Origin of the sequence: Halobacillus rhizosphaerae, assembly GCF_046719735.1 — a bacterium.
GTDB classification, from domain to species: domain Bacteria; phylum Bacillota; class Bacilli; order Bacillales; family Halobacillaceae; genus Halobacillus_B; species Halobacillus_B rhizosphaerae.
Genome location: NZ_JAUTWQ010000003.1, coordinates 111628 through 130531 on the forward strand (window position 1 = coordinate 111628; position 18904 = coordinate 130531).

The 18904-nt window shown below is 30.7% G+C and carries 48 protein-coding genes; 13 read left to right on the forward strand and 35 right to left on the reverse strand.

Going from position 1 to position 18904, the window contains the following annotated elements:
* Position 1 precedes the first annotated feature (1 nt).
* The 35 genes from Q7A53_RS05645 to Q7A53_RS05815 all read right to left on the reverse strand — a co-directional run bounded on the left by Q7A53_RS05645 (position 2) and on the right by Q7A53_RS05815 (position 14192).
* Complete coding sequence (locus Q7A53_RS05645) at positions 2-163, reverse strand: hypothetical protein (protein WP_411788155.1); 162 nt, start codon at positions 161-163, stop codon at positions 2-4.
* A complete protein-coding gene (locus tag Q7A53_RS05650; RefSeq protein WP_411788156.1) occupies positions 163-330 on the reverse strand; it encodes a hypothetical protein in 168 nt (55 codons plus the stop codon). The genes Q7A53_RS05645 and Q7A53_RS05650 overlap by 1 nt, the downstream gene beginning before the upstream one ends.
* Complete coding sequence (locus tag Q7A53_RS05655; RefSeq protein ID WP_411788157.1) at positions 327-665, reverse strand: hypothetical protein; 339 nt, start codon at positions 663-665, stop codon at positions 327-329. The genes Q7A53_RS05650 and Q7A53_RS05655 overlap by 4 nt, the downstream gene beginning before the upstream one ends.
* A gap of 17 nt (positions 666-682) precedes the next feature.
* The gene (locus Q7A53_RS05660; RefSeq protein ID WP_411788158.1) at positions 683-880 is read right to left on the reverse strand and encodes a hypothetical protein; all 198 of its coding nucleotides are present in this window, start codon (positions 878-880) and stop codon (positions 683-685) included.
* A gap of 114 nt (positions 881-994) precedes the next feature.
* On the reverse strand, positions 995-2494 hold the full coding sequence (locus Q7A53_RS05665; RefSeq protein ID WP_411788159.1) for a nicotinate phosphoribosyltransferase: 1500 nt from the start codon (positions 2492-2494) through the stop codon (positions 995-997).
* A 13-nt stretch (positions 2495-2507) separates the two neighbouring features.
* A complete protein-coding gene (locus tag Q7A53_RS05670) occupies positions 2508-3332 on the reverse strand; it encodes a ribose-phosphate pyrophosphokinase (RefSeq protein WP_411788160.1) in 825 nt (274 codons plus the stop codon).
* Positions 3333-3343: 11 nt separating this feature from the next.
* The gene (locus Q7A53_RS05675; protein WP_411788161.1) at positions 3344-3529 is read right to left on the reverse strand and encodes a hypothetical protein; all 186 of its coding nucleotides are present in this window, start codon (positions 3527-3529) and stop codon (positions 3344-3346) included.
* Between the two features lie 33 nt (positions 3530-3562).
* Positions 3563-3712 (reverse strand): hypothetical protein, encoded by a 150-nt coding sequence (locus Q7A53_RS05680; protein WP_411788162.1) that lies wholly within the window; start codon positions 3710-3712, stop codon positions 3563-3565.
* Positions 3713-3833: 121 nt separating this feature from the next.
* Complete coding sequence (locus Q7A53_RS05685) at positions 3834-4211, reverse strand: hypothetical protein (RefSeq protein ID WP_411788163.1); 378 nt, start codon at positions 4209-4211, stop codon at positions 3834-3836.
* Between the two features lie 67 nt (positions 4212-4278).
* Positions 4279-4452, reverse strand: coding sequence for a hypothetical protein (locus Q7A53_RS05690; protein WP_411788164.1), 174 nt, complete (start codon positions 4450-4452; stop codon positions 4279-4281).
* A gap of 56 nt (positions 4453-4508) precedes the next feature.
* Positions 4509-4745, reverse strand: coding sequence for a hypothetical protein (locus Q7A53_RS05695; protein WP_411788165.1), 237 nt, complete (start codon positions 4743-4745; stop codon positions 4509-4511).
* A 24-nt stretch (positions 4746-4769) separates the two neighbouring features.
* Positions 4770-5018, reverse strand: a complete 249-nt coding sequence (locus Q7A53_RS05700; RefSeq protein ID WP_411788166.1) for a hypothetical protein — start codon at positions 5016-5018, stop codon at positions 4770-4772.
* An 11-nt stretch (positions 5019-5029) separates the two neighbouring features.
* The gene (locus Q7A53_RS05705; protein WP_411788167.1) at positions 5030-5188 is read right to left on the reverse strand and encodes a hypothetical protein; all 159 of its coding nucleotides are present in this window, start codon (positions 5186-5188) and stop codon (positions 5030-5032) included.
* The gene (locus Q7A53_RS05710; RefSeq protein WP_411788168.1) at positions 5178-5342 is read right to left on the reverse strand and encodes a hypothetical protein; all 165 of its coding nucleotides are present in this window, start codon (positions 5340-5342) and stop codon (positions 5178-5180) included. Before Q7A53_RS05710 ends, Q7A53_RS05705 begins: the two co-directional genes overlap by 11 nt.
* 43 nt (positions 5343-5385) lie before the next feature.
* Entirely contained in the window at positions 5386-5562 is a 177-nt protein-coding gene (locus Q7A53_RS05715; protein ID WP_411788169.1) for a hypothetical protein, read from the reverse strand.
* 177 nt (positions 5563-5739) lie between these two features.
* On the reverse strand, positions 5740-5916 hold the full coding sequence (locus tag Q7A53_RS05720) for a hypothetical protein (RefSeq protein ID WP_411788170.1): 177 nt from the start codon (positions 5914-5916) through the stop codon (positions 5740-5742).
* A 32-nt stretch (positions 5917-5948) separates the two neighbouring features.
* Positions 5949-6146 (reverse strand): hypothetical protein, encoded by a 198-nt coding sequence (locus Q7A53_RS05725; RefSeq protein WP_411788171.1) that lies wholly within the window; start codon positions 6144-6146, stop codon positions 5949-5951.
* 24 nt (positions 6147-6170) lie between these two features.
* Positions 6171-6650 (reverse strand): hypothetical protein, encoded by a 480-nt coding sequence (locus Q7A53_RS05730; protein ID WP_411788172.1) that lies wholly within the window; start codon positions 6648-6650, stop codon positions 6171-6173.
* Positions 6651-6678: 28 nt separating this feature from the next.
* Entirely contained in the window at positions 6679-6981 is a 303-nt protein-coding gene (locus tag Q7A53_RS05735) for a hypothetical protein (RefSeq protein ID WP_411788173.1), read from the reverse strand.
* A gap of 66 nt (positions 6982-7047) precedes the next feature.
* Entirely contained in the window at positions 7048-7209 is a 162-nt protein-coding gene (locus Q7A53_RS05740; protein ID WP_411788174.1) for a hypothetical protein, read from the reverse strand.
* Between the two features lie 4 nt (positions 7210-7213).
* Positions 7214-7438, reverse strand: a complete 225-nt coding sequence (locus Q7A53_RS05745; protein ID WP_411788175.1) for a hypothetical protein — start codon at positions 7436-7438, stop codon at positions 7214-7216.
* Positions 7439-7461: 23 nt separating this feature from the next.
* Entirely contained in the window at positions 7462-7647 is a 186-nt protein-coding gene (locus Q7A53_RS05750; protein WP_411788176.1) for a hypothetical protein, read from the reverse strand.
* A 33-nt stretch (positions 7648-7680) separates the two neighbouring features.
* A complete protein-coding gene (locus Q7A53_RS05755; protein WP_411788177.1) occupies positions 7681-7845 on the reverse strand; it encodes a hypothetical protein in 165 nt (54 codons plus the stop codon).
* Between the two features lie 39 nt (positions 7846-7884).
* Positions 7885-8124 carry a hypothetical protein gene (locus Q7A53_RS05760; protein ID WP_411788178.1) on the reverse strand — a complete coding sequence of 80 codons (240 nt, stop codon included), beginning with the start codon at positions 8122-8124 and terminating at the stop codon, positions 7885-7887.
* Positions 8125-8160: 36 nt separating this feature from the next.
* Positions 8161-8379 carry a hypothetical protein gene (locus Q7A53_RS05765; protein ID WP_411788179.1) on the reverse strand — a complete coding sequence of 73 codons (219 nt, stop codon included), beginning with the start codon at positions 8377-8379 and terminating at the stop codon, positions 8161-8163.
* A 76-nt stretch (positions 8380-8455) separates the two neighbouring features.
* A complete protein-coding gene (locus tag Q7A53_RS05770) occupies positions 8456-8803 on the reverse strand; it encodes a hypothetical protein (protein WP_411788180.1) in 348 nt (115 codons plus the stop codon).
* A complete protein-coding gene (locus Q7A53_RS05775) occupies positions 8787-9095 on the reverse strand; it encodes a hypothetical protein (RefSeq protein WP_411788181.1) in 309 nt (102 codons plus the stop codon). Before Q7A53_RS05775 ends, Q7A53_RS05770 begins: the two co-directional genes overlap by 17 nt.
* Before the next feature lie 117 nt (positions 9096-9212).
* Positions 9213-10079, reverse strand: a complete 867-nt coding sequence (locus tag Q7A53_RS05780) for a hypothetical protein (RefSeq protein WP_411788182.1) — start codon at positions 10077-10079, stop codon at positions 9213-9215.
* 113 nt (positions 10080-10192) lie between these two features.
* The gene (locus tag Q7A53_RS05785; protein ID WP_411788183.1) at positions 10193-10720 is read right to left on the reverse strand and encodes a hypothetical protein; all 528 of its coding nucleotides are present in this window, start codon (positions 10718-10720) and stop codon (positions 10193-10195) included.
* Positions 10710-10937 (reverse strand): hypothetical protein, encoded by a 228-nt coding sequence (locus Q7A53_RS05790; protein ID WP_411788184.1) that lies wholly within the window; start codon positions 10935-10937, stop codon positions 10710-10712. The genes Q7A53_RS05785 and Q7A53_RS05790 overlap by 11 nt, the downstream gene beginning before the upstream one ends.
* 142 nt (positions 10938-11079) lie before the next feature.
* Positions 11080-11283 (reverse strand): hypothetical protein, encoded by a 204-nt coding sequence (locus Q7A53_RS05795; RefSeq protein ID WP_411788185.1) that lies wholly within the window; start codon positions 11281-11283, stop codon positions 11080-11082.
* 287 nt (positions 11284-11570) lie between these two features.
* Positions 11571-11783, reverse strand: a complete 213-nt coding sequence (locus Q7A53_RS05800) for a hypothetical protein (RefSeq protein WP_411788186.1) — start codon at positions 11781-11783, stop codon at positions 11571-11573.
* A 193-nt stretch (positions 11784-11976) separates the two neighbouring features.
* Entirely contained in the window at positions 11977-12759 is a 783-nt protein-coding gene (locus tag Q7A53_RS05805) for an AarF/UbiB family protein (protein WP_411788187.1), read from the reverse strand.
* Between the two features lie 649 nt (positions 12760-13408).
* A complete protein-coding gene (locus Q7A53_RS05810; protein WP_411788188.1) occupies positions 13409-13696 on the reverse strand; it encodes a hypothetical protein in 288 nt (95 codons plus the stop codon).
* A 274-nt stretch (positions 13697-13970) separates the two neighbouring features.
* Positions 13971-14192, reverse strand: a complete 222-nt coding sequence (locus Q7A53_RS05815; RefSeq protein WP_411788189.1) for a hypothetical protein — start codon at positions 14190-14192, stop codon at positions 13971-13973.
* An 852-nt stretch (positions 14193-15044) separates the two neighbouring features.
* Here Q7A53_RS05815 and Q7A53_RS05820 point away from each other — a divergent pair.
* The 13 genes from Q7A53_RS05820 to Q7A53_RS05880 all read left to right on the forward strand — a co-directional run bounded on the left by Q7A53_RS05820 (position 15045) and on the right by Q7A53_RS05880 (position 18895).
* Complete coding sequence (locus tag Q7A53_RS05820; RefSeq protein WP_411788190.1) at positions 15045-15209, forward strand: hypothetical protein; 165 nt, start codon at positions 15045-15047, stop codon at positions 15207-15209.
* Between the two features lie 65 nt (positions 15210-15274).
* A complete protein-coding gene (locus Q7A53_RS05825; RefSeq protein WP_411788191.1) occupies positions 15275-15421 on the forward strand; it encodes a hypothetical protein in 147 nt (48 codons plus the stop codon).
* A gap of 2 nt (positions 15422-15423) precedes the next feature.
* Positions 15424-15708, forward strand: a complete 285-nt coding sequence (locus tag Q7A53_RS05830; protein WP_411788192.1) for a hypothetical protein — start codon at positions 15424-15426, stop codon at positions 15706-15708.
* Positions 15709-15796: 88 nt separating this feature from the next.
* Positions 15797-16000, forward strand: coding sequence for a hypothetical protein (locus Q7A53_RS05835; RefSeq protein WP_411788193.1), 204 nt, complete (start codon positions 15797-15799; stop codon positions 15998-16000).
* A gap of 42 nt (positions 16001-16042) precedes the next feature.
* Positions 16043-16240, forward strand: coding sequence for a hypothetical protein (locus Q7A53_RS05840; protein WP_411788194.1), 198 nt, complete (start codon positions 16043-16045; stop codon positions 16238-16240).
* Between the two features lie 35 nt (positions 16241-16275).
* A complete protein-coding gene (locus tag Q7A53_RS05845; protein WP_411788195.1) occupies positions 16276-16533 on the forward strand; it encodes a hypothetical protein in 258 nt (85 codons plus the stop codon).
* Between the two features lie 24 nt (positions 16534-16557).
* Positions 16558-16767 carry a hypothetical protein gene (locus Q7A53_RS05850; RefSeq protein WP_411788196.1) on the forward strand — a complete coding sequence of 70 codons (210 nt, stop codon included), beginning with the start codon at positions 16558-16560 and terminating at the stop codon, positions 16765-16767.
* A gap of 90 nt (positions 16768-16857) precedes the next feature.
* The gene (locus tag Q7A53_RS05855) at positions 16858-17028 is read left to right on the forward strand and encodes a hypothetical protein (RefSeq protein WP_411788197.1); all 171 of its coding nucleotides are present in this window, start codon (positions 16858-16860) and stop codon (positions 17026-17028) included.
* 97 nt (positions 17029-17125) lie between these two features.
* Positions 17126-17332 carry a hypothetical protein gene (locus Q7A53_RS05860; RefSeq protein ID WP_411788198.1) on the forward strand — a complete coding sequence of 69 codons (207 nt, stop codon included), beginning with the start codon at positions 17126-17128 and terminating at the stop codon, positions 17330-17332.
* A 225-nt stretch (positions 17333-17557) separates the two neighbouring features.
* Positions 17558-17806, forward strand: coding sequence for a hypothetical protein (locus tag Q7A53_RS05865; RefSeq protein ID WP_411788199.1), 249 nt, complete (start codon positions 17558-17560; stop codon positions 17804-17806).
* Between the two features lie 58 nt (positions 17807-17864).
* Entirely contained in the window at positions 17865-18110 is a 246-nt protein-coding gene (locus tag Q7A53_RS05870) for a hypothetical protein (RefSeq protein ID WP_411788200.1), read from the forward strand.
* Between the two features lie 32 nt (positions 18111-18142).
* Positions 18143-18403, forward strand: a complete 261-nt coding sequence (locus tag Q7A53_RS05875) for a hypothetical protein (protein ID WP_411788201.1) — start codon at positions 18143-18145, stop codon at positions 18401-18403.
* Positions 18404-18502: 99 nt separating this feature from the next.
* The gene (locus Q7A53_RS05880; protein WP_411788202.1) at positions 18503-18895 is read left to right on the forward strand and encodes a hypothetical protein; all 393 of its coding nucleotides are present in this window, start codon (positions 18503-18505) and stop codon (positions 18893-18895) included.
* Positions 18896-18904: the final 9 nt, after the last annotated feature.

Genomic DNA, 18904 nt, shown 5'->3' on the forward strand with positions numbered 1-18904 from the left:
GTCATCCTCTCAATTCTTTAATTTCAGTATCAATTAATAAGTATCTTCCATTCATACCATTTGGAGAGATTTTTGTAAGATTTTCTTTCTCTACAATCTTCTTCATTTCTTCTTTAGAAACACCTAGCAACCTTCCTGCTTCTGTAACAGTAATCGTAGGCATTAAAACATCTCCCACTCAGCATAACATGCTTCTTCACACAACTCATCTGCTTTATTTTCATCCAGAGCATACCCATACAATACCCAACCATTTGCCATTTTCTCATAGGCTTCTTCTTCATAAACCCAAATCGCTACTTCTTCATTGTAAATGATGTACATTTTCATTGGTCATCATCCTCTTCAATTTTTAAAGTTCCATTCTCATACAATTCTTTCTTATGTTGCCTGTGCTTTTTTATATAATCTCTATGCTTATCTTTGGAATAATACCTTTGATCCTTTCTTCTTTCCGCATACAGCTTCTTGGCATGTTCTTCTCGTTCTGGAAAGAGCTTGAACTGTATTGTTCTTCTGCTTACATTATACTTCTTGGATAAACTGTGAATACTAGCACCATTTTCATAATCGTTCTTGATGCTCTCTACATCTGTTTCAGTTAATTTTACTCTTTTGTCATGAGCCTTGTTATTAATTGGAGTGCTATCATATTTATGTGGCATTGTTAAGCTACTTCCTTTCAAATGTAAGCTAGTATAGAGCCATTTTGAATTAAATTATAGCTTATCTTGTTTTCCTTGTACTCTTGTAATGACTGAACAAATTCATTAGCTCTCTCATGAGCTTCTTTGACGGTTAAATGAGACATATTTTTCTTTCCTACAACTTGGTTAGCACCATATTCCTTATTAAATTCAAGAACCACTGCTTCTAACATGATAATCTTCCTTTCATAAAACGATTCTTTTATTAACTATATTCATCTTACCATCTTTTTATTCGCTTGTAAAGCGAAATGGTTAAAAAATATTAGGGGCATAAAGCCCCTATTTTAAATTAAGTCTGATTTTCCATGTAAACGTTCACGAATTTCTGAAAGAGATTCATCACGTTCAAGCCTACCATTAATGAATACTGTTTCTAATTTGTCTTGTATAACATTAACAGTGTCTTGTTTATATAGACCATCGACTGCTTCTAACTCGCCTTTTTCATTTTCTATAACTACAACACGACCTTTTAAAGACTTCTTAGTTCCATCATCCGTCTTAGGGTCTTTATAGATTAATCGTTCTTCACCATCAACTTTTGCATAAGTTGCTTTCATTGCAAAACCAAGCGTATCTCTTGTATTGTACTGGAATGTAAAGCTACCGATACCAAAGACAATATTCGTGCTTGCAAATCCTTTATGTTCAAGCTGATTGAGAATTTCTTCTGCACGTTCTAGAGTGATTGAATCACCATAGATAGCTCCAATATGGGAATCAAGTAATTTATATCCTTGCTCAGTTGTAGTACCTCCAAAGATATCCCATAATACTTCTATTAATCCTTTTCGTACAATTGGTTCTTCTGCTTCTGGATCACCACAAATTATCTTTACAGGATCACCACTATCGGGTCTAATTACAACTTTGCCATCACGTTTCATAATATCTGATTTTAGTTTAGGAAGATATTCTCCTACAACTTTCCAGAAATCCCATGTGTCAGATACAACTGAAAATAATCCATTTGGATACACATTATTAATTAGATGTGCAAACAGATCAAATTCATTTACTTTACCATAGCTACACATGACTGAATGCTCTGTAGCAGGAATGGAAGTTCCTACAAGTTCTTTTTCGATATTCGCATTATAAAATTCTTCATGATATAAGATAGCAGGAATTGTATCTGTGCCTACAAATGAAAGCAAATGACCTGCACCAGAAGACATTGATGTTTCTAGACTACCCATGCCTCTCATACTAAAATCATGTCCTTGAAAGCCTACACCAGTAGTATCTCCAACAGTTTTTAAAGCATATCCGTTTAATAGTTTGCGATACTGATAGGAAATTGTTGCAGAAGTCATTGGTTGCCATAGTTCATTTGACATAATGGTTTCTAAGTAATTTGTAAGCCAATAAAATCTATCATCACCTGTATTTTCAACAGTAAGCATAGGTACTTTAAATGGCACTAGAGTTCCTTCTTTTACTGCTTTCACATGTACAGGCAGATATCCCAATTTGTGTAGCTCTTCAATGTGAGAAGTATCTGGATTTGCTTCACCTAATGTAAATTGAATTACACGTTTGTATTCTGCAACCACTTCTTCAAGTTTACGATTGAAAAAATTCTCATTAAAGTATTTAATCAAATATTTTTTTACAAAAGATTGGATTCCAAATGCTACCACTTTATCAGCTACCGGGAAGTATTTATTAGATCGTGGAGTCCATGTACTATAAATTCTTTGAGTATTGGCAGGGTATTGTTTTCTATGTGAAACCTTATAAAAATCACATAATAATGTAGCAGGGTAAATGTATTGTGTCATTTAAACCACTCCTTTAATCATTTATTGTAAAAACTGTAAGTTTTTCATCATACTGTTTGTTCAACCAAATACCATTTTTTGTCATAATTGTATTAGTAGTAAAAACACCATCAATGAAGTCTGTTTTAAATATGTCACCATCAAAAATACTATCTTCTGCATGTGCTACTAGTAAGTAGATTTTGTCTGCACCTAACTCTTTAAGTTTCTTAGCACTAAACATAAATGTACCACCATAACTGCTTAAATCATCTACAATAATTACATTGAAGGGGTCATTCGGTACTTTACCCACGACCTCAAGACTCTCAATTTTACCTGTCTTAAAATCACGATGTTTATGTCCGACCAAATGAGGATGATTCATTTTAGAATACCTTTTGCTTGCTCCTGCATCTGGGAAGAACAATACATCTCTATCTTCATTAAATCCAACATCCTCCATGACAACAGGGAGAAGATCAAAATTAATAAATATTGGTGCTGAATTATTTAGAAGGGCAGGGGTAACGTCTGAATGTGGTTCAAAAACTTGCACTAGGTCAAAATATAGGTGATTTATAAAATCTGCTACATATTTAAGTGTGAAAGCTGAACCATCTTCACTTCTATCCATTCTGCTGTAAGGCATATAGAATATTGCTAGAGTAGTAGGTAGATTGAAATTCTGATCTAAATATTTCTTCACAAACATAAGCTTGATTAAATCTGAATCATTACCATATTTAAAATCAACGACATTTATTTCCTCATCACTATGGATGCTACTTTCAACCAAACGTGTTTCACCATTCGGGAAACTTGCAAATTCAACCTCTTTACCATTAACTTTAATCATTTCCATTCCTCCTATTGTATTTGGTCATGGTATTGATCCACATATACCTGCAATTCTTTATCAGTTAAAGTTTCAAAATAAATCTTCTTTAATCCAGTGACTTTTGACAATGAATTAACAATAGCTTTTCTTTCATCAATCTTCTTCCAATTATGTTTGACACTACTTATGTATTTTTTTACTTGTTTCTCAAGCAAGGATATCAACTCCTATATAATTATTTATTGTACTTATGAAGCGTTTAATTCTTTATTTCTCTTTTCCATTTGCTGATCTACATAATCACAAAAAGTGAAATTTGGGTCTGCCATAAAAAATGGATTAGCTCTAAATTCTTCTGCAAATTGTTCAAGCAGAGATTCAGTAAGAATTTCTCTCATTGTCAATCAACTCCTTCTTAATCAGATTATCATTATTTGTTGTATTTGTCAATGGATAAAATGAGGTTTTTATCAAAATATTTGGGTAGGCATTATCCCCTCAAGAGAGGGGTTTTTAAAATTAGTCAACTAATGATTCAACCATTATTCTTGATGACTTACAGATGCTTTCAGTACGATCCTTTATAGTGTCCTTTATATAGTTCTCTCTCCATATTTCAAGACACTTATAGAATGTATACCAGGCATCCATCTGTATAACAGCATGATCTTCCGTAACGGTCTTCGCAAAGATATCTCTTTCACTGGTCATACTACTGTTTATAAAATCTGAGAACTCTTTTGCAACTTCTTCCCCACTTATACGATTTTCATGTTCTTCTTTACTAATCTGATCCATTAGATGAAGAATTTCATCTACAGACATTTTTTCATTACCATCCACTTCTTGAATCACTTCTTTTAATTCCTTAAATGCTTTCCCATATTGTATGAGCAATCCAATCACTCCTTTTTATAACTATATGCATCTTATCATAATTTATTGCACTTGAATATAATAAAAATTAATATTTCCGTAATCTGTTTTCTGCATACTCCACAGCTTTGAAAAAATCTCTTTCTCCATACTTAGGTGGTTCACCATCTGCTTTACACATTTCATTTTCTGCTTGGAGTGCTGATACATCCATCATTATAAAAGATGCTAATAACATTTTGTCTGCTTCTGAATAAGCCATAGTGCATTCATTCCTTCGTAGTTGTAGTAAGTATAGTATGTGTAGGAGATCAGCTTCTATTCAACCTCATCTAAATCTACACCATAAATATCTAGAACCCAATATTTGATAGTTGAGTCATAATTGATTAAACCATTCCAATTAACGACATGGGCAAACACTTCATTTCTAGACATTTTTAGAATATGGTCATCCATTGAAGCATCATCTTCACTCAGTCCAAGTCGCTTTCTTACATTTTCAATGACTTCATCATTAGGATATTTTTTTCTTAATTTCTCAGTTACATCCATTTGATTTTCCTCCTATTGACCGTTTTATTCGCTTAATGCATCAGCTAAATAAATTGCAATTACAATTTGTTCCTTCTGTACAAAATCAAATTCTTTCATTGCTCTAGTCTTTCCTAGTTCATTCTTATCTAAGACTGCTACACCGTAGTCATTTCCTTTTTCATTGAGTTCCTTCTTTTTTAACTGGTATAATTGTAAATTCTCAAATAGAGATTGTTTGCTTAACTTGCTTTTAATATCATCTAAATCCCAATCGCTTAATTCTACTGGCATTATAAACCCTCCTAATAGTGAGTATCAGATATTTTATTTCTTACCCAATCTTTAGCTAGTTCAAGAGTTCTCTTTCTGGCTTGCAATCTGTCATTTTTAGTTATTCGATAATGTCCTTTTTCAATCTTAGTTATAGTGTAACCATGAAGTGTGTATGTTTTATTTTCCATCTTCATTACCTCCTAATGACCAATTAAAACCAACTTTCATGTAATCTAGATGAGGGTAATTTTCTAAAAGAAACCTCATGCATTCCCATTCTGTTCCTTCATGATAGATCGCATTATTCCTAGTATCTATAACAGCATATTTTTTATTGGACACATTTAAATCCTCCCAATGGTTAAAAGATTTTATTTTATCTTTTTTACAAACCTTTCAACATACCAGACTTTTCAAGTTCTTCATCAGCTTTTATGCAAAATTTCAATGCCTGTTCATTGTCTCCATTATGATAAGCTACTCTAGCTTTTTTTATAAATTCCATATAATTCTTCAAATGATCTGTCATGCTCTGCTGTTCATCCTGTTCATACATGCTCATTTCACACCACATTTTTTCTTATTCAAACGTCTAGCAACTTCTCTTTTCCCACGCTTCATACGTTCGTCACAATCATTACAGATTGACTTATTGATCGTCTTGTCTTCACATATATCACATAATCTAACTTTCATTGTAGCCACCCCTTCCTAATGGTTAAAAGAATTATTTTATTCATTATTTTTCTTCATTAATTCTTCTTTTAACAATTATTTCCCCTCTTATTTCTCCTACTAGCTCCCAACTATAATAGCCAATTTTGTTAAGTATTTTTAAAAGCGACCATTCGATTATTCCATCACACTCATATTTTCCTTGATGTACAGTTATTACATCATACTCAAAATCACCCATATTCAACCCTCCTAATGGTTAAAATAACTATTTTATGAATTTAATTCTATTTTATCTGTCCATTTTTTCATTGTTTCAATACTACCAACAAAATTATCTTTACCAAACGTTCTAATTAATCCTTGAATTTGGTTATTTGTTTTAGTGTCTGGTAGATTACCATTTAGAATTTCTTCTTGTACTTCCCTTAAAAGTGTAAGTGCTGTGTCCATCTTTTCGTGTAAATTCATTAAATCATCTCCCTTTGTATAAAATTAACCTTTTAACTTATTGTTCAATGAATCATATTCCAGTTCAAGAACTGATTTTTCTGATTGTATCCTCTTTAATATCTCTAATGCTTCTAATTCTTTTTCAATGGTTGATTTTTGTAATGCTAAGTTCTCTTCTAACTTTCTTCTTGTGATATGATCTTCATTCTCAAATTCATCCATGTAGTCTTTTAGATCATCAAACTTTGTTGTACACGTAACCATCCTAAAACCACGTTCTTCATAATAATCTAGAGCATTATATGGTATGCCAATATTTTTTAATTCATTTGTAACTACGGCATAATTGAAAACAGGAGTTATAATAATTTGATATTTTACATTTTCTTCTCTCAATTTTGCTGTAAATTTATCCATTTCACCTTTATACTTCTGAATCGGTTTAAAATTTTCTCTTTCTGTATATCCATCCTTTTCCCATTTTATAGTGTAATAATCAACTACATATTTATCTTTGTTCAAATGATTCACCTCTAATTTAAATATATGCTTATTTATTGCGCTTATCAATACTTTTTTTAATGCCACTCATCATTAATTCATTTAGAAAATCGTTAATGTCTGGTACTTCAAAAACTATACTTTCACCCTCAATTTCGATAAGATCATCAATCTCCTCCATTTCTTTTGATATGGACTCAAGTTCCTTTTTAATCTTCATGCAGTCAATTTCATTAGGTATTGGTAGTTCACCATCATCAAATGTATCTTTCAAAGTAGTAAGGTTAATACATTCTACATCACCATCACGCAAGAACTTATCAATATAACGATCCATTTGCTCTTTCTTCATTTAAGAAGCACCTCCAAATTTGATTATACCTAATTATAGCACGTATGAGTTCGCTTTACAAGCGATTTATTTAACTGTTTTTATTTTTTCTATAATTTCAACAACTTCATAAATCTGCTTTGGTGTTATACCATCAATCTCAGCTTTTAGGATTAATTTAATCATTTCTTCATCTGCATTGTTTTGTCTGAGATGATATTCTAAAGCTCTTAATTTATCTGATATCAAAAAATCACCCCTCCATCTTAATAAAATTGCCCTGTCTATAAATATATTCACCTTCTGCTAAAACAAACACTCTTCCTTCATCTTCCTCATCTGCCCATTCTTGTTTGACAACTTCCTTTAATGTAGCTAATTCATAGTCATACTCTTGTGGCATTTGTTCTTTTACTTCAAATAAATCCTTGGGTTCATTATCGCTTACAGTATCATAAAAGTATACATAACTTTTCATGATAATCTCAACTCCCTTTTTAATTATTTCATTATTGGAAATGGTTCTACAGTATATACTTCTTCTCCTGCTTTTTCATTCAGTTCATCACATTCTTTCTGAGCTTTCTCTTCATTCTTCCATACACTATGAATTCCCAGAGCATTTTCTTGCATTTCATCTAGATTATCAGTGTGAATAATAAAGATCATTTGATTTGTTGGTTTCATGCCATTATTTCCCTTCTGTTTAAAATCAATCTTTTATTCAACAGGTTTTACAGTTACAGTAACAGGGTCGCAATGTATAACTTCATGCTTACCTTCAAGTCTTTCGTGTTCAATTACCTCTCCTTTTTTAAACTTTTGTGGTTCAATGTTAAAGTTAATAAAGTCGCTCCCATCTTTCCACAGTACAAACATTACCATATCAATCATCTCCTTATTAAAGTTAAAATCAACATTTAATTAAACCCATTTGTGCATGTTTTTTCTGATTGTATTTAATCTCTTTTCAAATCTTGTCTGATTGGTCATTGAAAGCAATTCTTTTCCTTCATTATAGAGAAGTTGTTCTAGGGAGTAAAAATCCTCTTCATTCTGATTCTTAGTTCTGCTTTGATCTTTAATTTCATCTTTTAAGAATCCTAACCCATTGTCTAGAATATGCACTATTGACCTCTTATCAACTGTTCCCCATTTACTCATTTGACTACCTCCGTTTGTATAAAATTAGAATATTATTCAATTGAGACTTGCTTCAAATTCTAATGCATCTTCTTCACTTTGGAATACTCTTGTCTTCAAACCTGCAATCGTAACTCCTACATGTTTAGCATTTTTGATTTGTTCTTCTGTTGGTAGACCTCCATCCATTGTTGCCAAAACTAATCTTGCATCCACTGTTCCAAAGAATGAATAAGTACCGTTTGGATTTTCCAATAAATGTTTACCAAAGTTCATTTCCATCATCTCCTTGTTTTTGATTATACCTTATTATACCATGCTTTGAAATCGCTTGTCAAGCGAATTGTCACCACTATTTGTTAATTATTATAATGTAGTGGTTATAAACCTTTCCTTTATATTCATATGAACTTTGATCTTTCTCATAACGGATAACCCCTTCATCATGTAAATCATTTAAGATTAATTCATTATGACTGTTTACTCTCTTCATTCCATCAAATTCATACTCTCGATAAACCATTGGGTTTTGAGCTTGAAACTGGCGCATGTATCTATGAATAGTAATATGGTGCAACCATCTGATCATTAGTTTTTTAGTGATGGCAGGTTCTTTTCTGATCAGTGACTCAATACAATGCTTGATTTCATTCTTATTCAATAATCGCATGTTCGCCCATTGATTATCTGTTGGTGACATTTTCATCACTCCATTTAGCTATGAATTTTCCAAGAGCTTTCATTGCACGTTCTTCCATTTGTTCAATCTGTTTTTGACTTCTTCCTGCCTCTTCTAATCTTTGAATAAGTTCATCTTGCTCATTGAATCTAATTTGATCTAGCTCCCAATCAGCCCAGAATACCAATTCAGATACTTTCTTTTTGCTCTCATCGAACATAAAGAATGATAAATCGTAGTTAATGAATTTATAACGATTATAAAGTGTAGTAAATTCTTTGTATGCCTTATCAAATGTTTCTATTTCATTCATTCGATCATCTCCTAATTTTGATTATACCTAATTATAGCACGAATAATTTCGCTTGTCAAGCGAAAGTAATTTGTTCTGTTAATTTATTATATGTATAAAGGGGATAATTATTCCCCTTTATTTGATTTCTTTTACAAGAGTTCTAAAATGAAAACATTGAATGTTGTACCCACCTGCACCTATAGTTTCCACTCTTGCTTTTCCCTTTTCTCCTATGATGATCCCATTTAGGTTTCCATCTCGGCTAATGCTTAAATTAGAAGCATCTGTAATTAGTCCGATCTTACCATTAATTCTTCTAATCAAATCAAGCATTTTAAACTTCTTATCATCCTCAAGTAATTTATTAAGCCATGTTAAACGTTTCTCTTCATCATAGATGGTAGCCATACGGAGAACAGTTCCACCTGCAAAATATGTCAGTTTGCCTTTAATGGTTTGATAATCTAATTCATGCTCTTTTAAAATTGCTTCTTGCTCCTTATTGGGGAAGAAATTTTTTCTAACACCTATTTCTTCTTTTAATTTGTCTGCTTTATCTTCAAGGTCTTTTCTCATTTCTAAGTAGTCATTATATCTTTTAATATGCCATTTATAAGCAAGCTCTTTCCAGTTCTCTAGAAAATCTTTAATTACCTGTGGTGCTTGATCCTGTAAGAATTTTTCCTTGTCAATCTCTACATCTAATTTTGACTGCCAATTAGCCAGTGTATCTTCTGCTTTTTTTAGTTTCCCTCTAGCTCCCCTAATATCTTCAAGTTTACCCTTCACTTCTGATATATCCCAATACAAATCAGTTTGACGATGTTCCATTTGTATATTTTCCACTGCATCTATACTAGATAAATCTAATGTAATGCCCTGTTTCGCAACTTTAATATTTTTCTTCTCTAGAGCCTTTTCATGACGTTCAATCGTTTTCTTCTTTTTATTAACCTGCTCTTGTGCTTTCTGTACTTTTTCTTCTAATATCTCGATATTCATGAAATCATCTCCTTTAATGATATTATATTCTTATGAGGGAATTTTATTCCCTTCAATAATTAAATATTATCATTATACATTGCACTTGTCAACAAGAAAACGGAAGAAAATACTCAATTTCTTTCGTTCTCTAAGAGTATTTTCTTCCATTGTCTGTAATGATCCATACATAATCCTTTAGCTTGATGTGGTTTATCACACCATTCTATTCCACATTTTTTAATTACTTTTGGCAAGTAGGGAGAGCCATATTGATAATAGTAACCTGCATGTGTATCACATAATCCTGCTGTTTTAGCAGGTCTATTACAATCAATTCTCAAGCATGTTTTGATATGACTGTACCTTCTTCCTGTACTATCTGTTGTTCCATTTCTTCTCCATCTAGCATAATGCTTTTCACACAATCCTCTGCTTTTTCTAGGTTCATCACATCCGTCAATGAGACAAACACCATTAGTTGAGAATCGTTTATTTTTAGTCGCCCTTTGGATATCTTTACGGTTTTCTCTCTTTTTTAAATTCTTATCAACTTGCAGAGGATTTCCATGTCTAATGTAGCTCTTGTAATGTCTTTCACAGTATCCTAATGCCTCATGCTTATTCTTACAATTAAAGACCTTACATTCTTTATCCTTCATAGATTGTATTGCATTTAGACAAAGGTACAGCACATGCGTTAAAAATGAAATATGGTGTATCTTCAACATCCATGTCATTTAGAGGATCAAAATTCAAATTACACCATTCTGCATCTTCTCGGTCAACACCTGCTAATACCTTATCTCTTTCATCATCAATCTCATAGACAAGAATAGACATTTTTTCCGAAACTGGATATTCTGCAATTGCCACCAAATTAATGCATCTCCTTTGTAATTATAATTAATGAAAGACAAATTTTAACAATAAGTCTTACAGATAATTATATAATAATACGTTCTAATGTCAAGGTATAAATTTACCTAATGAGCATAAGCAATGTATAATGGATATGTAATTATACGTTGCACTTATTGTTACCGTTGGAATTTTGAGTCAAACCTAATCCATAAGTAAGATCAACAGCATAATTGATACATAATTCGAGATTGTGACCATTACTTATCTCCACAGCACTAGTCACAATCTCTTTTGCCATGTGTTTAGGAATACCATACGATTTAATTCTTCTTTCATGTTTTTTCAACAATAGTTCGGTCATATTTCATTCTCCTTTTGGAATCATACGACATAATATGATTATTATATCATTATTATTCCCACTTGTAGGAAGAACGAAACCTTTATTTTCAAATAAATTGAAAATAATTTATTTTTTTACTTCAATTGACATAACCTTCCACTTCCGCATCCTAAATTTAAAGAGTAACAATTGAAATTTCGTTCCTACAAATGTTTCATAACAAATAATTCCTTCTCTTTTTAATTCTAATCTATATTCTCTAATATCTTTCAATGTGTCCATCTTTCCTTTGACTAAGTATGTCATTACACCAACAATTCTTGTCTTTGTAATCTGGCATGTAGTTGTTGACGTAATGTTTTAATTTCATGCTCACTTAAAAACATTTGTGTAGCATTAATTGATGCATCAGTAAGTAATTCAATGTCATAACTAGATACACCCTTGCTTAAACCAACATTTACGATATTCATTATTTGCATTTGAACCATTCTAAAATTCATAGTATCTTGATACATATAAATCATCTCCCTGTTTTATTATATTGTATTGTATGTTTAAAACCCTAGAGAGTGACTATTTTATAATTATTTATTGCATTAATAAGTGGCAAGCAGAATCGTCATGAGGATTGCCATAATTACACCAGAGACTAGGAATATACGTTCAACTTGGTCTAATTCAAAAAATCTCTTCATTATAATTACCTCCTTAGATAATTGCTTTACTTAGATCATATTTGTTTAAGATTTTTTCAGATTCCAATTGGAGATTTCTTAAAAGAGTGTATTTTTCCACTGTTCCTTCAATCCATCCTTTTGCACTACAATATCCACCAATGGAATAGATATCTACACTGTTGATACCATCCTCTTTAATTTTCATCTTTGTATAATCTGTCAATTCAGTGAAAAAACCAACATCAATAACTACTGGTGTACCTGTAGATCGGTCAATCATAACATTATCTGTGTGTAGGTCATAAGGTTGAAAGCCAAGGGTTACAAAATCGTCTAATGCTTCATTGAACATATCTTTAAAAGCAGGATGAATGAAATTTTCAATCTCATCTTTCTTTCGTAACATGTCATATTTTTTTACAGTTAGACCATCTACTTTACTCATAATAAAGCTGTTATCGTTTATTACTGCATAAAGAGTAGGTACATATTTTGAAGATTGAAGTTTCTCCATAATCTCTGCATCTTTTTCTTGGTTAAAAAGGATTTTTATAGCATAATTTTTATAACTATAAACTGAACCACAAGCTCCTTTTCCAAGCAGTTCCAGATTCCAGATTTCATTATTTTCTATTAGTGACACTATGTAATTTAAATCCTCTGAGTCAATAGGGTTTACGATTCTTACATCAGTTTTAGGGGCAGGTTCATTTTTCTTAATCAATTCTCTTTTCACTGCATTTTCTAAATCCATTTTGAATCTCTGAACGTCTAACTTGATTTCATTTGTGTTCCAATTTTTAGGGGTCTGCATTTTAGATTCTCCTTTTAATAATTATTTGTTGTACTAGATAGAAAATCAAAATCCCTATTACGTTTTAATTTCTTGTCCTGCTTTATAAATTAGATTTTACTATTATTTGTTGCACCTGTCAATAGGGGTGGGTCATTTTATTTTTTGGTAACTCATGTAGATTCCAAGCCGTTTTGAGCCAAATTATAATTAGGGGTATAATGATTTCAAATCTAAACTACGTTGTAGATTCCAAAGCGTTTTGAACGCAAGTTATTACAGGGTAGTTGTTTTTCTTATTGTAATCTGCACCAGATTCCAAGCTGTTCTGTAGGCAAGGGATTAAGATTTTCATGTGAATATAATGCATTATGTGATCCATCTGTAGATTTCAGACCGTTTTATGAGCAAGGGATTAATGATAATTAGATTGATTATTTAATTGGTTAAAATCCTTATTTTATACAAATATTTAGGGGTCTAGAACATGCTCAACAGACATAGTTCTAAAAACTGAAACCGTTTTGTGGGCAAGGGATTAATCAGCAATTAATCTTAATCATTGTTAAGTGTAAAACTGTATCATTGTTAGCTCTGACTCATACTAGATATCCATAAATCATGAGTTGCTTTACTGTTAGTTTGCAATCATTATGTAGTGAAGAGTACACTACCAACAAAGGTAGTCGCTCTCCTGTTTTACAAGTTGTTTGTATTCTGAATCATAATATCCATATGCACGACTAGTTGTGTCTGTTATAGGAGGATTGAAGTAAGAGCGATAATTATAGATTTTAGCCATTAATGAGTAATCCATTTCAATTAAAATTTCTTCACCTAGATCACACTTATATTCCCAAGCCTCTAGAAACAATTGCTCTGCTCTCTTATGGTTATTGCGCTCCAATTGCTTATCAACCTTATAAATCAATCGTTTTAGTTGTTTTAAATTATCCATATGAATCAATCTCCTTTTCACTTCTTAACTCATCATATGATTATTCATTGCACTTGATACATGTTTTAAAGAAGTTTTAAATATTTTTTTCTAATAACCTAATCATCACCTTACATACCAACCCAACATCCTTCATCAACATCCTTATCCAACACCAACACCTAATATAGATGAAACTAACCATGCTGATGAAGATTTAGAGTATCAGTAAGGATAAGATTGTTTGCTTCTAATATGCCATACCATCTAAGATAACAGCAGGTAATTAATACTATTAAAAACCTATTTTTGAAACGCTATCTACATAAATCATTTTCTTGCTAACAAATGCTCTCTGGTAATCAAGCCATCCATCATTTACTTTATCGAAAATAGCGTAATGTACCATGTTGAATCCACCTTTAACTAAAAAATTTACAGCTTCATCATAACTATTGAATATGTACTCACTCGAATATCTTTTACCACATTTGTCCTCATACTCAATCCCAAACATAAATCTCATCCCTTCATTGCTATTTAAAAATCTAATCTGATTATATACATGTGAAAGTATCCAATCAGCAATATATGTGATACCATAGATGATTATTTTCGATACTTTATCATCAATGATGTAGAAATAAGATTAGATAATATTAAATAACAATATATCATTAACAGTTGTATTTGTAAAGAGATTTTGTTCGACAAAGAAATTCTAAAACGACACAAAATCCAAACATACTGATCAATATTTTAGCAATAATTGGGGTCGGCTGTTAATACAGTATATGGCAAAACCAAAAAATAATTTTTAGCAATAATTTAGGCTTGCTGTTAATACAGTATATACTTAGCAATAAATGTGAAGTTCTGTTAATAGTATATATTAGCAATAATTAGGGTCGGCTGTTAATAGTATACAGGAATCTCATCAAATCAAAGAATGTGTAATAACTTTATGGGAAACGGATATGGGTTAAGATTTGAATTTTCTCATTCTCAATATATTCTCATTTAAAGTAAAATGTTTTTCATTAATCATATGTTTTGATGAAATGTTTTTTCTTAATTCTCTCAGTTTTACATACATTTGATCAAGTTTCAAAACAGACGTTTCCCCTTATGTTTTCTGGTTTTATCCTCTTTTCAATTATAAAAAAATCCTTGTTTCTTCCTATTATATAAGCGCAAAAATAACAAATAAAAAAATGAAAATATAAGGAAATCAAAGGATAATGAAGCAAATCAGATATAAACATGTAAAAAACATTGTAAACGGCTGTTTTTGATGTTTTCGCTTTACAAGCGACCATGTTACAATAAAAACAGTTAAAGAAAGCGGAAAATAAAAGGAGGATGAAAAATGGATATGAAAAATTATAAAGAGCAAGAATTGAAAAGAAATAAAGAAGCTTTAAAATATTTTAGAAAGTGGGTTAATGGAGAACATGTAACCCCTGCTCAAATTAATAAAATTGAATGGTTAATCGCTGATTTCCAAGTCAAAACAAATAATGATTTATTTTAACTTAAGGGGAATTATTTTCCCCTTAACACATATAATAAATTAAGAAGAAAAAAGGAGGATAAAAAATGAAACATGAATATTATGTAGATTTTGATGAAAATACAAATAGTTATTGTGTATTTAATACAAAGGGTGAACGTGCTTACAGTTCATATGCTAATGAAAATGAAGCGCAAAACGATGCAGATAAAAGAAATAAAGGGGAATGGTAAAAATGATAAAAAACAAAGAAAGCTTTGATCAATTGCAATTTATGGCAGATAATTTGGGAAACTACGCTTGTTATCAAATCAAAACTGAAAAGGATTTCGATAGATTGAAAAAACGCTCTGACATGATTAAAAACGCTGTAAATAATGAACTTGAGTCCGGTTTCTGGTGTGGGAATGAAAAGGTTTTAACTCAATTAAGAGATATTAAAAGAACGTTATCAGATGCAGAGCAAGACGCTATAAATACAATTTATAAAATTAATAAAAATAAAAGTAAAAATAGGTAAAAAGTCACTTCTAAAATGATTTTGAATAGCATATAATGATAATAAGAAAGGGGAATCAAATTCCCCTAATAAAAGGAGAATGATAAAAATGATCACATGGCATTATAATAGATTTGGTCATGTTTCAATTTGGAAAGGTGAAATAGAAAATCCATGCAATAACTTGGAATCAGATATATATTTACAAATTGATACAGATGTTGAAGCGTTTTTTGAACATATAGGAATGAATATAGATGAGGTTTACCCCGATGATTGGGATACATGTTCAGATAGTGGATACTTTGAATAATTAAATAAAAGTCTAAATTTATACAAGAAAGGAAATGATAATATGAATACTTTTAAAATATATAAAAATGGAAATGAAATTGATGAAATACTCATGAGGACTGATAGTGAAATAAAGGCAATTACTTATTGGTTAGACAATAGCAAATTAGCTGATGATTATGAAATGGTTGAAAAAGATGAAAGTGGTTACTATGTGGAAATTAACGGTGTCTTTTACCACATTATAAATATTGGTTAAAATATTGATTTTAACCAAAAAAGGAGAATGATAAAATGCTAAAATTTAACGGTGTAGAATTAACAGATGAAACAATACAAAAAACGAGAAAATGGTTTCATAATAATTGTATGGCATGTATTGAAGAGGTTAAAAGCGGAAAAGTATATGTAAATAATATTAAAAAATATATTGAAATGGAAAAAGAGTCTGCTAGAGACTATATGGAGGGAAAAAACGATTATATTTTCGCATTTGTACAACGTGCTTATTATATTCAAACCGGGGAATGCATTGCATTACTACCAAAATAAATTATTTTAAAGGAGAATGATAAAATGAGTTACCCACAAGCATATTCACCCGAACAGGGTTACAGATATCAAATTTTAGTTAAAACCCCTTATGACAGAGCTTATGAGCATTGTGACTATGCCAAGGATAGGGAAGAGAAAAATTATCTAACTAATGAATATAGGTTAGCTTATGGAGTAGGATATACTTTTAAATCCATTGAATTACCACAAAAATATTGGAATGAAAAATAGGTAAAAAGTCTCTTCTCAAAACATTGAAAAGCTCATATAATAGGAATAAGAAAAGGGAATAAAATTCCCCTAATAAAAGGAGAATGCAAAATGATTGAGATAGGAAACGGAAAAAAATATATAATGCCAGATGGGGAAATCGTATTACCTGTTTTTATGGGTCACCTAGTATTACAATATGGAGATAAGAGTTTAAAAAGCTATTCAATTAATAAATTTAATGAAAATTTGAAAAAAGGAATAATAAAAGAGGTATCTTAAAATTCAATAAAGGAGAATGATAAAATTGAAAAAGCTTACTAAAACACTGTCAATATTGGTATATACTTAATTTATTCACTACTTAGGAGGATGAAAAATGGTTATTAATTATAAAAAATCAACATTAGATAATGATGGGGTTGCAAGCATTTTTGGAGAAGTTGATGGAATAGAATTTCAATACAATGTCCACTTTGGCTTAGGAATCACTAACGTTGCAATGGGGAGTTTAACAGAGTATGAAAGAGTTTCAATTGCAAATGAATTTCAAAATAGTGACATGTTTAAAAAAATTCTTGGTTAACCATGGGGATTACATTTTTAAATAATGGTTGACTTTCAAAAACAACAAATAATTATAAAATAATAAAATTGTAAGTAAAACAGAGTAAATGAAAGTATAAAGCGGTTAAAACCGTAAAAACCGCTTTATATGCCTGATTTTGAGGGTTTCCATTTATAAGAATACATAGTATTATAAAGATAAGGAAAGGGAATAAAATTCCCCAAAATTGAAAGGATGATAAAAATGGATATTTTAAGAGAAGTATTTTTTACCCAAGAATGCCGGGAAAGCTCTTATATTTTTATTAATGATAACGGTGATCAAGTAAAATTTGAAGGGGAAGAGAAAGTAAAAGAATCACTTTTATTTTTAAAAGGGAAAGCTCTTATTCCTACTTCAATTGAAAAAGAAGTAAAGGAAGAGCATAGACAAGAACATAACATTTTTACGGCTAGTAATGGAATAAGTGTTACATTTACAAAAAACTTCTAATAAAAGGGGAATAAAATTCCCCTTTTATTCATAAAATATAATATAAGGAGTGGATGGAATGAAAGTAAAATATCAAGTCAATTTTAAAGATGAGGCAGGTTTTAAAACTGAATATTATTCCTATAGTGAGTTAAACGAAAAATTTAATATTGTTGGTTTCAATAAAAATCAAAGTAATAGAAAGGAACTGCAAGGGGAACCGAAAATACAAGGATTTTTAGGTCCGATGTATAATGGATATGAAAATGATATATTAATTATACGTTATGAAACACAAGAAATTTACAATTCATTATCATATTAACAAATAAAAATAAAAAATAGGAGTGATTATAAATGAATTATCAAAAAAATGTTATTAGAATAAATGGAGAAGATATTGAGTATTTCAAGGTGGATCATGCATCAGACGGCACACCAAGGTATGTAATTCATTTTCTAGCTCTTGATATTGATTTAGATGACTACGGAAAAATTCCCGGTTTAACGAAATATCGTGCAAAATGGTTCGGTGGCGGTTATGTCTTTTCAACATTTCAATTAGAACAAACATTGGAAAATGCATTTAAAACGGTTAAAAAATACTATGGAGAATAATTAAAAATAGTTCTTTTTACCCTTCATAAATACAATAAATAAGCATATAATAAGAGTAACAACAAAGGGAATTAAATTCCCTAATATGGAGGGTAAAAAATGAAAACACTTAAAGAAATGAATAACAAGGAATTAAATGAATTGCTCACTGAATGGAAAGAATTATATTTTTCTACAAAATGCGATAATTTTAGAGAAAATGCAATTGATGTAGAAAATGAACTAATTAGAAGGGAAAAAGAAACAAAAAAAATCGTTATTTCAGTATTCTTTGAAACTGGTTATAAATGGTCTGTAAGCGTAGAAGGTGAGGAAGAAAGCAGAGATACAAACATCAATAAAAATGAAGCTATGGAGCTTGCTAGAGATATCAGACGTAATGAATTTGGATATAAAAACTCAATGATAGTTGAGCAAAAAATGAATAAAAAACAAAAATCAGAAAATATGAAATATCTTCATGAAAATACTGAAACATACGGACTAAAATAATTTAATAAA